Genomic DNA, 14174 nt, shown 5'->3' with positions numbered 1-14174 from the left:
CAAAATTTTAACAAGCATTCTTCAACTGAAAAAATAAGTGTATACAATGTATCCTAAAAATAGTACTAAAATGATTATTCCTGTGCCTTTCCAATTCATACCGCCTGCTATATCAACTGGACTACCTGTTTCCGCTCTATTGAGTCCGTCACGTAAAGAACCCGTAGGATTACTTTTTAATTCACTTTGTCTCATACGCTCTCTTTTTTCTTCTGGTGACTCTTTATTCATGTAATCACCTCCAAAATGAATGCACTCTTTACTTACATTATTCAAAATCAACATTTGTTTTATATTTTCTTCCGAAAAAACCTAATTTAAAATAGGTTTGCAACGTAAAGAAAGCTAGCCATGCCAGCTTTCTTTACGATCCAATATGCTCTTCCTTATTTACAATAATACCTTTATGGTCGATTTCAAGCTCACATACTTTCATATCTGTAAATACTCTCGCTAACTGCCCAGCGATTTCTTGACGTTTCTCATATGGTGCTAATATAAAAATAGATGGTCCCGCACCGCTAAGTGCTGTGCCGTACGCACCAAATTCTTTTGCGCATTTACGAATAGATGGTAATAACGGTACGAGTTCTAAACGATATGGCTCGTGAAAATGGTCTCTCTCCATCATTTCACCTACAACTTCCCACCGCTTTTGACATAATGCAGCTACTAATACGTTACTTATCGCACTCGCTTTAACTGCCTCATGAAACGGAAACATCTTTGGTAATACAGATCGACTTTCATCTGTATTTAATTCTTCATTCGGAATGAGAGAAACTACACCTAATTCCTTGCTCTCAATTCTTACGACGGAAACATCCTTTCCATCAAGTGCTCCAATTACAGTTCCACCTAATATAGAAGCAGCAACATTATCAGGATGTCCTTCAAAATTTGTAGCAATTTGAACTTTTTGATCAGCAGTTAAGTTCAAATTGCCTAGTTGATTCGCAAGCTCTATCCCAGCTACAATCGCTGATGCACTACTTCCTAGCCCTCTCGTTAATGGGATATTACTAGTAACTTCTATTATATGGGGTGATATAGAAGGACATACTTTACATGCCGTGCTAACGATTAAATTTTTATCGTCTGCTGGAATTGATTCTTCAAAGGAATGGATTACTTGCCATTTATCAGCTTTTTCTTTAACCACCACATCTAAATACAATGACAAAGCTATTCCAACTGAATCAAATCCAGGACCAACATTCGCCGTACTAGCAGGGACACGAACGCTAAATGGTATCACGACATAATCACCCCTTTAATATGATCTTTAATTTGTTCTATATCATTTGACACATTTGCGATGTCTAGTTGATTTGAAGAAATAGCGATATCAGGATCCTTCAAACCATTTCCAGTTAATACTGCAACAACTGTTTCTCCCTTTTTGATTTTTCCAGATTCAACATGTTTAATTACGCCGGCTAATGAAGCATTTGATCCTGGTTCAGCGAAAACTCCTTCAGTTTTTGCTAATAACCTATACGCATGTAAAATTTCTTCATCTGATACCATATCTATTTCACCACGAGACTGCTCGGCAGCCTCTACTGCATACGACCAACTTGCTGGGTTACCGATGCGAATCGCTGTTGCAATTGTTTCAGGTTCTTCAATTACATGCCCTTTTACAATTGCAGCTGCTCCTTCCGCTTCAAAACCATGGATTCTTGGCTTCTTATAACCTTTTTCTTTCTCATATTCACAGAAACCTTTCCAATATGCTGTAATATTTCCTGCGTTCCCAACAGGGATAGCTAGAACATCTGGTGCATTTTGCAATTGGTCACAAATTTCAAATGCTGCCGTTTTTTGCCCTTCAATTCGATAAGGATTCACTGAATTTACTAACGTAATCGGCTCTTCTGCAGCAATATTTCTTACAGCCTTAAGTGCATCATCGAAATTCCCTTCTATTGAAATAATTTCAGCTCCATAAGCGACCGCTTGCGCTAATTTTCCATGTGCAATCTTTCCTTCTGGTATTACGATAATACATTTCATCCCAAGACGTGCCGCATATGCTGCAGCTGATGCTGATGTATTACCTGTTGATGCACAAATGATTGCTTCTGAACCTTCTTCTTTCGCCTTAGCAACTGCCATGACCATACCACGATCTTTAAAAGAACCTGTCGGATTCGCTCCTTCGTACTTACCGTATAGCTGAATCCCTAATTGTTTTGATATATTTAATAATGGAATAAGTGGCGTGTTTCCTTCCATTAAGCTGACATCAGGTGTATTTTCATTCACTGGTAAATAAGACGCATACTGTTTTAATAGTCCTTTATACATATTGTTTTTCCTCCTCAATAATGTAGTAACTGTTTATTTCACTTGCGACAGCTTCTATCGCTTCTAAAACTCGTTCAAATTGATACTTGGAAGTTCGATGTGTCACAACAACGACTTCTGCCAGTTCACGGTTTAAAGGTAATTGAATAACCTCTTTTAAACTTACAGAATAATTAACGAAACATTCTGTTATTTTTTGTAACATCCCAGGCTCATCTCGTAATGAAATACGTAAGAAATATTTCGAAACTACTTCTTCATCACCTTGTAATTCATAAGGAACTGGTTCTTTTAACGCACTTTTATTTTTCGGAACTTGATTCATATTTTTAACGATTGAAATAATATCACTTACTACAGCAGAACCAGTCGGTAACTTCCCAGCTCCGGGTCCATAAAACATTACTTCTCCTACCGCTTGGCCATGGACATACACCGCATTAAATTCATTATTCACATTTGATAATGGATGCTGGCTCGGTAAAAGCGTCGGTTCTACACTTAAATGAATGGCTGGTCCTTGTTTTTCAGCCTTACCAATTAACTTCATAGTAAATCCTAACTTTTCAGCCATTTGTAAATCTTCTTTTTCGACCTTTCGAATCCCTCTTACTTGCACATCATCTAATGAAACATTCATCGAAAAACCTAAGTTTGCAAGAATTGCTACTTTTCTTGCCGCATCTAGTCCATCTACATCTGCTGTCGGATCCGATTCTGCAAAGCCTAATTTTTGTGCTTCCTGTAAAGCCTCTTCATAAGACCATCCATTTTGACTCATTTTTGTTAACATATAATTTGTTGTACCATTTACAATTCCCATTATTTTTTCAATTTGATCTGATGCTAGCCCATCAGTTAGTCCTCTTAACACTGGAATACCGCCCGCTACACTCGCTTCGTAACATAAATCACAATCATTATCGTTCGCCAGTTGAAGAAGCTCTGCACCATATACAGCCATTAAATCTTTATTTGCTGTTACGACATGCTTTTTATTTCGTAAAGCCTTAACAATATGCTGCTTTGCTTCTTCAATTCCACCCATTACCTCTACTACAATATCAATATTTGAATCATTTAGAACTTCATCTGCATGACTTGTTACTGCAATTCCATCAATACAAACATCGCGTTCTTTTTCCAAATCACGTACAACGACTGTTTTCACTTTCACTTCGTATCCTGTATCAAGTGCGATTTTTTTATAATGTTCTTTCAAAATATGAACAACACCACTTCCGACCGTACCTAAACCTAATACCCCAACATTTATAACGTTATTCATCTTCTAATCTCCTCCTAAAAGTTTAATTGTTACATCTATAAATCACCTTACTCTGCTTTTTTGTCATGCAGGTGGTGGTTATTTCCGTACTTATAAATCGTTTCATATTACCGCACCTCCTTTCAAAGTAATAAAAAAACACACTCTTCCCTAGGAAAGGGACGAATGTGTTTTCGTGGTTCCACCCTTGTTCCAATCTAGACGTACCTCCTCCTAGATTGCTCAAGTTCAGATAACGGCTGATACCGTCAATAATTACTAGATTACTCGTTCACTATTGAAGTTCAAAGGTGGTAAAATCATTTCTCGTGTTAGGAAGCTCACACCCTTGGCTTCCCTCTCTGTAAACCGTAAAAATGATTTCGTGTCCTTATCGTTACTTTTTTCGTTCATGTTTATTTGTTAACTCATTATACTCGCATAAAAAACAAAATCAATAATATTTTTAATTATTTTAAATTTTCAATCTATAATTCTATAAAAAAACACATTCTTCCCTAGGAAAGGGACGAATGTGTTTTCGTGGTTCCACCCTTGTTCCAATCTAGACGTACCTCCTCCTAGATTGCTCAAGTTCAGATAACGGCTGATACCGCCAATAATTACTAGATTACTCGTTCACTATTGAAGTTCAAAGGTGGTAAAACCATTTCTCGTGTTAGGAAGCTCACACCCTTGACTTCCCTCTCTGTAAACCGTAAAAATGATTTCGTGTCCTTATCATTACTTTTTCGTTCATGTCTATTTGTTAACTTATTATAGTTATCAACTTTTTAAAAAGCAAGCCTATTTTTACTAACTATTTTCAAAATAATTTTTTATTATATTTCACAATAACATTATGCAACTGCCACTCAATTTACCTATTTTGTCATTTCTCCAGTTTATAAATCAACGGTTCATATATAAAGTGAAACTTTAATCAGTGGGGATTTTGTTTATCCCCACCTAACTTCTTTGTTTTCGCTGAATTTTGAGGTAGGAATCTTACTGCCCGTTAATGCGGGATAAATTCCCCATTCTAAAACCCGTACATACCCACCTTACAAAACTATATCAATAAAATTTTCAATACAATCTTTTTGTATAACTTTCTTCTAAAGAACGTGCAACATCTTCTTCTGAAGTATTCACTTTCGCATGCTCCAGCAACATTTTTGCTGCTGAAGGTAACTCTTTTTTATTTAACCAAGATTCTGATTCCCACATCTTAGAACGAATAAACGCTTTTGCACAATGAATGTAACACTCTTCTATTTCAACAACAATTCCAAGTAACGGATTGCGTCCATTCGCCTGCATTTCTTTCAAAATTTCTTCGTCGTTTGTAATATATGCTCGGCCATTTATTCTGAGTGTCTCCCCAAGACCTGGAATAAAAAAGATTAGTCCTACACGTGGATTTGAAATAATATTCAAAATGGAGTCTATACGACGATTTCCTGGTCTTTCTGGAATGATAATTTTATTATTATTGAGTACGTATACAAATCCAGGTGCGTCTCCTCTCGGCGAGGCGTCACACTCCCCCAACTTATTTGCAGTAGATAATACTAGAAAAGGAGATTTAGAAAGGAAATCTACACAATGGTGGTCTAATGATGAAATAACTTTTTTCAATGCTCGCTCACTTGGTTGCCCCAATATTTTTCGTAACTCTTCCTCTGTTGAAATAATCGATTTTATTTCCATACGCTCTATCTCCACTTATAATCGCCCCTTTTTCTTTATTTTCCCAAAATTCAATACGAATATTGTATAATAAAATTTGCAGAAAGGGGAATTACAATGACAGAGTGGTTAACAATATTTGATTCTGAAAGAAATACACTTGGGAAGAAATTACGCGATGAAGTGCATCGTGACGGTGATTGGCACGAAACATTTCACTGTTGGTTTGTAGAAAAAGATGCTAAAGATATATTCTTATATTTCCAGTTACGCTCTAAAAATAAAAAAGAAGCTCCATGTATATGGGATATTACTTCAGCTGGACATATTATGCATGATGAAGATGTACAAATTGGTGGTCTTCGTGAAATCGAAGAAGAATTGGGGCTTTCCTTTCAAACTACTGATTTAGTATACAAAGGAATCTTTAAAATAGACTATGAAATTTCAAATCTTACTGATCGTGAATTTTGTCATATGTATTTTCACAATGTCATCAATCCACTTCCATTCGCACCAGGTGAAGAAGTAGACGATGTGATGAAAGTACATGCAACTTCTTTTCTACAACTATTAAATGGAGAGATTTCATCTTTAAAAACGATTTCAGTCTTAAACAATAAACCGATTACGATAACATTTGAAGATATTTATCCGTATGATCTTGCATACTATGAATTTGTTGTTGCACAAGGAAAAGAACTACTAAAAAATAATAGTTTGTAAATATAATAGGACTCCTATCTATCATTGACTGAGAGTCCTATTTTCCTTATCATCATTGTTCAATTGTCTTTAATCTGTTCTCTACTCGTATAAATAAGCGAATGATTAACAATACCATAACCACCATAATCGCTATTATTGTATGTGGATATCTAAACAGTATACTAATAACACTTCCAATTAACATCATGATAAATCCGTTTTGCTTCATCACTTCTACACTATACCTGTTACCCGCATCCCATAATTCCTTATTTTTCATAGATCGTTTCGTACGATAACCATATGCCGCATTAATATCGGTCGGTGGATTTTTTTGAAGAATAATTGCCGCAAGTATAAAAATAATACCAATCAATATGCTTATTCCTATGTTTACGAGTGCATCAATCAATTATACCCCCCTAACTTACACTTTCATTATACGACACAACCTTTATTTTTCCAATTTATAACACATTCACTTTCTTTCTTTCGATGTCTGGAACATACTTGGAAGTGTTACAAAACGTGCCCCTTTCGTTTTTAACTGCGGAATGATTTTGTCTAGTGCATCAACAGATCCTTGTAAATGCCCACCTGGAGTAGAATGCTGCAGTATGACACTACCTGGAAATGAATTCCCTAACACATTATTTGTAATCGTATCGGCACTTACACCTTTCCAATCAACTGTATCAACACTCCACTGTACAATCATAAAATTTTGCTCAGTTGCCCAATTCAATTGATTTTCAAGTATTTCACCATACGGTGGACGTATAAATTTAGGGGCATAGCCGGCTAAACGTTTTAATATTTCTTCCGTTTTTATAATTTGATTACGGTACTCAACGTCATTTACTTTCGCTAAATTCGGATGACTGTACGTATGATTACCAATTACATGCCCTTCATTTGCAATACGCTTTACTACGTTCGGAAATTTTTCTGCGTTTTCACCAAGTAAGAAAAAAGTAGCTTTTACATTATGTTGTTTTAACTTATCTAATATTTTTGGCGTGAATTCTAAATCTGGTCCATCATCAAATGTAAGAGCGACTTCCGCTTTATTATACGGTCCTGAAAATGCGTACGCATATTTTTCAACCCATGAAAATGGTGTCCACGATCCACGATCATATGCTTTCATTTGTACTTCATAATTTTGAGGGATATATGCGTATGGCAATGAGTTTATATAGTCTCCATAATAAAATGAATTATATGGCATATAAGCATACGAAACATCTCGTTCTAGTCCCCATTGATATGGAGCAAACATTTGTGGCGAATAAAAATAATACATGATAAAAAACCTCCCTAAATTTTCATATGTGATTCATCTGCACTTTGTTAGAGAAATTGTTATTCATAAACAAAAATAAGACTGTCCTTAATTAGGACAGTCTTACTACTTTATATTATTAATAAATTGATGTACTATCTTTTGGCAAAGCTTTCACATGTTTTAAATAGTTCGTCACTTTATCATCCTCATCTTGCGGATATTGATATTCATACGTGTTAGCGATTTCGTTCGCCACTTCCCTAAATAAATCACTCATGACAAAGAATGACTCCCATATGTTTTCATATTCAGCATTAGAAAATGTCCTTTTAAATTGCTCCCACATATCTTCTTCAATATATTGCTCGAAATGCTTTCCAAACTTCCCTGTATTAACTGTAAAGTCTGTTTTCATACCAATATGCCATTCTAGCATTACAATGAACATATCTCGCACTGGTCCTTCAAGCATTCCTTTTGCATAAGAAAGTTCCTCTCTCCATAACCCTTTTGCCACATTTGTACTACACCACCAAAATTCATTACAGCAATCCAAAAACTCTTTTTCTGTAGGCTTTTTTATTAAGTAATCCTTATCGCTTGCTGGCGGGAATCCTTCCATACAATTATCTTTATCAAGAAGCAGTTTACTTAAACTATCTTGTCCAACGAACTTTTTTATTAACTCAACTGGAACTAGCGTTAAATCAATCCGATTCCCATCCATGAACTGCATTAAATACGGAAACTTCCCATCTTCATCTGGTTGAACTAACGACATTTCTTCTGGCATTTGTACTATCATTATTTCTCCAAATCTATGAACCCAATTATGATTAGACGTAAAAGATTGTATATCATTTACAACATACATAATATCATAGTCTTGAAAACAATCTCTTTTCACATTTGGATTTACACGCGATCCATTCATGATAACTGCTCGAATTCTTTCATCCTCTTTTGCTATATTTATAATTACGTCTAACATTTCTTTTTCAGTTCTCATCTACTTATATCCTCCAATTTTTTAATATATAATATAGTGTTATGTATATTGGAGGTCCACGAGCTAATCTCGTTATACACGATACATGTTATAATTTTTGAAACTTCTTTTTCATCCTTTTTCCTCCTTACATCACTCTTTTACAACTGCCATCCCTTTCAATTTCCCAATGCTTTCTACCATTCACTTTTAATTATACCGAAAATTCTGTCTCGAATACAAAAAATAAAGAAGGGACATCTACCCCTTACAGAATAGATATCCCTTCTTTTAAAGTTAAATTTAATTCCTATGGATTAGTAGACCAAAGCCCAGCAGATTTAATAAATGTACGTTTATTTAATTTCAGCTGCGCTACGATAAATTCTGCAATATCTTCTGCTTGCATTACTTTATCAGGGTTTCCATCAGTTAATCCTAAATCTACAGCCATATCAGTTGCTACTGTACTTGGAGTTAAAGCTGTTACACGAATGTTATGTTTGCGAACTTCCATCGCTAACGATTCTGTTAAGCCAAGGACACCAAATTTAGAAGCACTATATGCACTTGTTACAGGTGCACCTTTTTGTCCTGCTGTAGATGAAATGTTAATGATATCACCAGATTGTTGTTCAATCATGCTCGGTAAAGCTGCACGAGTTGCATAGTATACACCCATTAAGTTTACTTGAATGATTTTTTCCCAATCAGCAACGTCTAGTTCTAAAAACTTACCGAATTTAGAAATACCAGCGTTATTAATTAAAATATCGATAGATCCTAAACCATTTTTTAACGTTTCAATCGCAGTTGTTACTTCTTCGTATGAAGAAACATCAGCAGTTGCAATAACAGCTTTTACACCTTCTGCTTCTACTTCTTTCGCTACAGCTTTTAAGTTTTCTTCTGAACGAGCTAATAAGCCTACATTTACGCCTTCTTTCGCTAATGCGATTGCTACAGCGCGACCAATCCCTCTACCTGCTCCTGTAATTAAAGCATTTTTACCTTGTAATAATTCTGCCAAGTATAACACTCCTTAATCATCTCAGTTATGTATTATATTAAAATTGTATCTATGTTTATGTAAAAAGGCAATGATGCACTTTCATGTGCGTAGGTTACTTGTAGGTAACTGTAGAAAATTACTATGCATTCATTACACGTATTTATCATTATTCATGCAAAATAAAGACACCCTTCTCATAAGAGAGTGTCTGCGTATGAAATAAAAAATGGTTCTTTATCACTACACTATTTTTCTTCATAATTAGGAATACGCACAATAAATTCAGTACCTTTTCCTTCCTCACTCTCCACTTTTATCTCTCCTTGATGAAGGTCGAGTACTTTCTTTACAATAGCTAAACCTAAGCCACTTCCTCCATAGGCACGATTTCGTGAAGAATCCGCTTTATAAAAACGCTCAAAAATATGTTGTTTCTGTTCTTCTAATATACCAATTCCTGAATCATGGATACGCACTTCCACTACTGTCTCATGTTCCTTTAACTGAATAGTAATCGTACCACCGCTTGGAGTAAATTTAATACTATTATGAATTAAATTAATCCACACTTGACTCATACTTTCTTGGTCAGCAATAACATATACTTTTTCTAAATCTAGTTCTAACTCAATTTCTTTTTCAGCCCAGAGTGGTTCACTATTTAACACAATTTGCTTTAATTGTTGATCTAATCGATAGCTCACTCTTTCTGGTGTATACTCCTCTGATTCTAAAAGAGTTAGCTTTAGTAAATTTTGACTTAGTTTAGATAATCTCGTTGTTTCAGTTTCAATAATGGTAAGATAATGCTTTCTTTTTTCCTCAGAAAGATTATCGTCTTGTAGTGCTCTAGCAAATCCTTTTATAGAAGTTAACGGTGACTGTATTTCATGAGAAACATTCGATACAAACTCTTGTCTCATTTTCTCCATCGTATTCAGTTCATCTGTCATATCATTTATACTTTTTACGAGCACGCCAATTTCACCATCATACTTTTCTTCATTTCTTATTTTTACGGAGAAGTCTCCTTTTGCAATTTTTTGTATCGGTTCAATAATAGTCCAAATCATCGCCTCTCGTTTTGGTCTCATTAATATTCCAATCAATGTCCAAATAAGAATAATAAAGACAAAACCGACCATATCACTAATTAGAAAGGCAACAAACGGCGATACGTTTACGTCAAAAGCATTCAATAAACTAGTTGCTACATAAAATGCGATAGACCAAATGATAGTAAGAATAGAAAAGAGCGCTAATACTGCTCCAAATACTTTCAGCATCTTCAACTTACTCATTCGTTTTCTTTTTCTCATTTACTTACCTCTAAGCGATACCCTAATCCTCTTATTGTTTTAATACTAAATTTCGATTGCTCTTCTTGAAACTTCTCACGTAACCGATTAATATGAACGTCTAGTGTACGTTCATTCCCTTCAAAATCATATCCCCATATTTCTTCAATTAATTGCTCTCTCGAACAAGTTCTTCCCGATTTAGCCCCTAAAGTAAAGAGCAGCTCAAATTCTTTTAACGGTAACGTAACCGTTTGTTCTCCAGATGTAACTTCGAATGTTTTACGATTTAATAATACATTTCCAACTTGAATCGATTGCGAAACTGTAATTTGGTAACGTTTCAATAATGCCTTTACTCTCACTACTAGTTCTATAGGATCAAATGGTTTTACAAGATAATCATCTGTCCCAAGGTGAAATCCTTTTACTTTTTGTGATGTTTCTCCTTTGGCAGTTAGCATCAGAACCGGGATATCATAGTATTTTCTTAATTCAAAACATACATCAAATCCATCCATATTTGGCATCATGATATCAAGAATAACCATATCGACTTTTACGTCATCCATTTTCTGAAGTGCATCTACTCCATCAATTGCCTCATATGTTTGAAAACCTTCTCGTTCTAAAAATACAGAAACGAGTTCTCTAATGTGTGGATCGTCGTCTACTATTAAAATTTTAGGTATCAAAGGAACCATTTCCTTTCTACTTAGCATCTAATATATTTTTTAAAAATGAATCATCAGTGGAGTAAAATCCCACTGATGATTCATTTTATAATGCACCCTCTTTAATTTTCAATTGCTGCGTTGCAAACTCACGATACATATCATGCGTCTGTAATAATTCATCATGCGTACCACTACCTGTAAGATTCCCTTTTTCAATAAAGATAATTTTATCTGCATCTACAACAGTAGAAAGTCTATGTGCAATCACTAATGTTGTTCTGCCTTTCATTAAGTTATTTAATGCTTTTTGAACGACAGACTCAGATTTACTATCTAAGCTTGAAGTTGCCTCATCGAGCATAAGAATTTGCGGATTTCGAAGTAACGCTCGGGCAATAGCAATTCGCTGTCTTTGTCCCCCAGAAAGCTTCACACCGCGTTCTCCAACTTCTGTTGCATAACCGTTTGGTAAGTCATGAATAAACGCATCAACATATGCCATTGCAGCTACTTTTTCAATTTCTTCATCCGTTACTTCGCCTTCAACACCGTAACAAATATTATCACGAATTGTTCCATCAATTAACGGACTATCTTGTGATACGTAACCGATTTGACGTCGCCATGACTCTAATGAATAACTCGTAATTGATTCTTCCCCTAATTTAATGGCGCCACTAGTTGGCTCATAAAAACGTTCCAATAATGAGAATAACGTTGTTTTCCCACTACCACTTGGTCCTACAATCGCTGTCACTTTTCCAGATTCAATTGTGAAATCAATATTTTTCAAAACTTGCTCTTCTTCGTTATACTCAAAATGTACATTTTCAAGAACAATCGGTTGCTTAGCATTTGTCACTTTCACACCAGTTTCATGATCTTCTACTTCATATTCTAAAATCGTACTAATTCTTTCCGTTGCACCAATTGCCTTTTGGAATTGTGTAAAGAACATAGATAATTGACTCATCGGCATTACAATTTGAACTAAATACAAAATAAATGCTACAAGTTCACCGGTTGTTAATGCACCGCTAGAAACTCGCATCCCGCCATATCCTACGATAATAACAAGTAGTGCCATTAAAACAAACGACATAACTGGCGAAATTAATGCTTGCACTTTCCCTTCTTTCAAACCAAATTGTAATAACTTTTGTATACCTGTGTTACCCGTTTCATATTCTCTTTTTTCTGTATTTGAAGATTTCACTAAACGAATTTCTGATAACACTTGCGTTAACACACTTGTAAAAGATGCCGTTTCATCTTGAAGCGCTTTTGAAATCTTATACATTTTTCGTCCAAGTGGAACTAAAATTAATACAGACAACGGAATAACCGTTAAAAGTAACGCAGTCATTTTCCAATCTAAAACAAATAATACAATTAACGATCCAACAATTGAAATACCACCTGTTAATAAGTTTGACAAATGCTCAGAAATTAACGTTTTCACTACACCTGTATCATTCGTCATACGGCTAATTGTATCACCTGTTCTATTTTGATCGTAATAAGATACCGGCAAGATAAGTACCTTTTTCCACAAACGTTCTCTTAGTCCCGCTACAATCTTCTGCCCAATATAATTTAGTAAATATATAGACAACCCTGCCGCAATAGTTTGCATTACAAAGAAAGCAACTAATCCAACAATTTGTCCTGCACTAATTGAAGAAAGCGAAAAATTATCTACTAATCCTTTTGTAAGCATAGGAATAAATAAACTCGCTCCCGTAGAAAGCAAACTCATTAATAACGCAAAAACTAAAATTCCTTTCGGAGGATTTGTATCTTGAATAAGGCGTAAAAACTGCCTCCAACTCCCTTTTTTCTTCATTTCATTTCTAACTTCCATTCCTGTTCATCTCCTCGTGTTAAACCAAACTGTTCTTTCTAAAATTAGAATACGATACAAATGTAAACTGAATGTAAACACACTTTTTCTATTTTTACAAAATATACATAAAAACTCATCTTTACAACAGGTATAAACATCTGATATTATTACCTGGTACTTAATATTATTCTATGTAAATTATAGATAAATAATTTACAACACGATATAAATCTCCAGTTAGTGAAAGGAGTATCCTTTTTGCAAACAAATATACATTCTGAAAAGGAAACAATTATTTTTATTCATGGATTAGTTGGCAATCGTCGCGCCTTCAAAAAGGAGCAAAAACGTTTTTCTTCCTCCTACAACATTATAACTTATGACTTATTAGGTCACGGTGATGATAAAGGAGAAGCAATCGACTTTTCATTACAGCGCCTCGTAGATCAATTATTAAACTTATATGAGCATGAAGGTATTAAAAAAGCACATATTTGTGCGCTAAGTTACGGCTGTTACATCTCTACAATTTTTGCACAAATGCATCCAGAAAAAGTATTAAGTATTTGTCATATTGGAGGACATTACAATAACCCTTCTCGTTTATATAATGTATTTCAAAATTTTTGGGAGAAGCGAGGAGATGAATACTCTAAATGGCTCTCTCAATACGCAAATACTATTTTTCCAAGTGGTATACTAAAAGCAAATCCGTTCGCAGTCATTTCAAGAAATATTTACTACCGTTTCGGATTACAATTACATTCCTCCATAATTGCCCAGTCATTACGACATAGGTTAGAATTCGATTTAAAATCTAAATTAAAATCACTTCCTCACCCTATACTATGGGTAATGGGAGAGCATGATCATCTCTATAAATCTTGTCTATTTGATTTGAAATCTATTTTGCCTAACGTTCTATATAGGGAAATACCTTTAGCAGGACATGCAGCGAACTTATTTCGTCCTAACTATTTCCATGACTTATATGATCGATTTTTAAATGGAAAGTTAAAATAAAAACTATTAAACTTCCAATTTATTCAACTATAAAAAGGCTTCCCAAGTTTCCTTGGAAAGCC

General features: G+C 34.8%; 14 protein-coding genes and 2 other annotated features. Of the genes, 2 read left to right on the top strand and 12 right to left on the bottom strand.

Annotated features, from left to right (window positions below; translation table 11 throughout):
• Positions 1 to 21 precede the first annotated feature (21 nt).
• From ACTFRU_RS12770 to ACTFRU_RS12750, 5 genes are all read right to left on the bottom strand, one after another.
• The gene (locus ACTFRU_RS12770; protein WP_001031482.1) at positions 22 to 231 is read right to left on the bottom strand and encodes a DUF6366 family protein; all 210 of its coding nucleotides are present in this window, start codon (positions 229 to 231) and stop codon (positions 22 to 24) included.
• 133 nt (positions 232 to 364) lie between these two features.
• The gene (gene thrB, locus ACTFRU_RS12765) at positions 365 to 1258 is read right to left on the bottom strand and encodes a homoserine kinase (protein ID WP_000612098.1); all 894 of its coding nucleotides are present in this window, start codon (positions 1256 to 1258) and stop codon (positions 365 to 367) included.
• Positions 1255 to 2313: a threonine synthase gene (thrC, locus tag ACTFRU_RS12760; protein WP_000276437.1), complete on the bottom strand. Its 1059-nt coding sequence runs from the start codon at positions 2311 to 2313 to the stop codon at positions 1255 to 1257. Before thrC ends, thrB begins: the two co-directional genes overlap by 4 nt.
• Positions 2306 to 3601, bottom strand: coding sequence for a homoserine dehydrogenase (locus ACTFRU_RS12755; protein ID WP_001066901.1), 1296 nt, complete (start codon positions 3599 to 3601; stop codon positions 2306 to 2308). Before ACTFRU_RS12755 ends, thrC begins: the two co-directional genes overlap by 8 nt.
• 154 nt (positions 3602 to 3755) lie before the next feature.
• Positions 3756 to 3987: a binding site (T-box leader), on the bottom strand.
• Between the two features lie 115 nt (positions 3988 to 4102).
• Positions 4103 to 4334: a binding site (T-box leader), on the bottom strand.
• A 335-nt stretch (positions 4335 to 4669) separates the two neighbouring features.
• On the bottom strand, positions 4670 to 5308 hold the full coding sequence (locus ACTFRU_RS12750) for a pyridoxamine 5'-phosphate oxidase family protein (protein ID WP_000402142.1): 639 nt from the start codon (positions 5306 to 5308) through the stop codon (positions 4670 to 4672).
• An 81-nt stretch (positions 5309 to 5389) separates the two neighbouring features.
• Here ACTFRU_RS12750 and ACTFRU_RS12745 point away from each other — a divergent pair, with 81 nt between their 5' ends.
• Positions 5390 to 5998, top strand: a complete 609-nt coding sequence (locus ACTFRU_RS12745) for an NUDIX hydrolase (protein ID WP_000141378.1) — start codon at positions 5390 to 5392, stop codon at positions 5996 to 5998.
• Between the two features lie 52 nt (positions 5999 to 6050).
• Here the strand turns inward: ACTFRU_RS12745 and ACTFRU_RS12740 are convergent, their stop codons facing one another.
• The 7 genes from ACTFRU_RS12740 to ACTFRU_RS12710 all read right to left on the bottom strand — a co-directional run bounded on the left by ACTFRU_RS12740 (position 6051) and on the right by ACTFRU_RS12710 (position 13107).
• Positions 6051 to 6392: an SdpI family protein gene (locus ACTFRU_RS12740; protein WP_000564329.1), complete on the bottom strand. Its 342-nt coding sequence runs from the start codon at positions 6390 to 6392 to the stop codon at positions 6051 to 6053.
• Between the two features lie 66 nt (positions 6393 to 6458).
• Entirely contained in the window at positions 6459 to 7286 is an 828-nt protein-coding gene (locus ACTFRU_RS12735) for a peptidoglycan-N-acetylglucosamine deacetylase (RefSeq protein ID WP_000291222.1), read from the bottom strand.
• 118 nt (positions 7287 to 7404) lie between these two features.
• On the bottom strand, positions 7405 to 8277 hold the full coding sequence (locus tag ACTFRU_RS12730; protein WP_001258539.1) for an aminoglycoside 6-adenylyltransferase: 873 nt from the start codon (positions 8275 to 8277) through the stop codon (positions 7405 to 7407).
• 289 nt (positions 8278 to 8566) lie between these two features.
• Positions 8567 to 9286, bottom strand: coding sequence for a 3-ketoacyl-ACP reductase (locus tag ACTFRU_RS12725; protein WP_000818985.1), 720 nt, complete (start codon positions 9284 to 9286; stop codon positions 8567 to 8569).
• 227 nt (positions 9287 to 9513) lie between these two features.
• Entirely contained in the window at positions 9514 to 10587 is a 1074-nt protein-coding gene (gene hitS / locus ACTFRU_RS12720) for an envelope stress sensor histidine kinase HitS (protein WP_001231629.1), read from the bottom strand.
• Entirely contained in the window at positions 10584 to 11261 is a 678-nt protein-coding gene (gene hitR, locus ACTFRU_RS12715; RefSeq protein ID WP_000612413.1) for an envelope stress response regulator transcription factor HitR, read from the bottom strand. The genes hitS and hitR overlap by 4 nt, the downstream gene beginning before the upstream one ends.
• Before the next feature lie 85 nt (positions 11262 to 11346).
• The gene (locus ACTFRU_RS12710) at positions 11347 to 13107 is read right to left on the bottom strand and encodes an ABC transporter ATP-binding protein (protein WP_000453882.1); all 1761 of its coding nucleotides are present in this window, start codon (positions 13105 to 13107) and stop codon (positions 11347 to 11349) included.
• Between the two features lie 240 nt (positions 13108 to 13347).
• Here ACTFRU_RS12710 and ACTFRU_RS12705 point away from each other — a divergent pair, with 240 nt between their 5' ends.
• A complete protein-coding gene (locus ACTFRU_RS12705) occupies positions 13348 to 14112 on the top strand; it encodes an alpha/beta fold hydrolase (protein ID WP_290102322.1) in 765 nt (254 codons plus the stop codon).
• Positions 14113 to 14174 lie beyond the last annotated feature (62 nt).

The sequence above is a fragment of the Bacillus cereus group sp. MYBK220-1 genome, from assembly GCF_051916445.1.
GTDB lineage: Bacteria > Bacillota > Bacilli > Bacillales > Bacillaceae_G > Bacillus_A > Bacillus_A cereus.
This window is presented reverse-complemented; position numbering and strand designations above follow the sequence as displayed.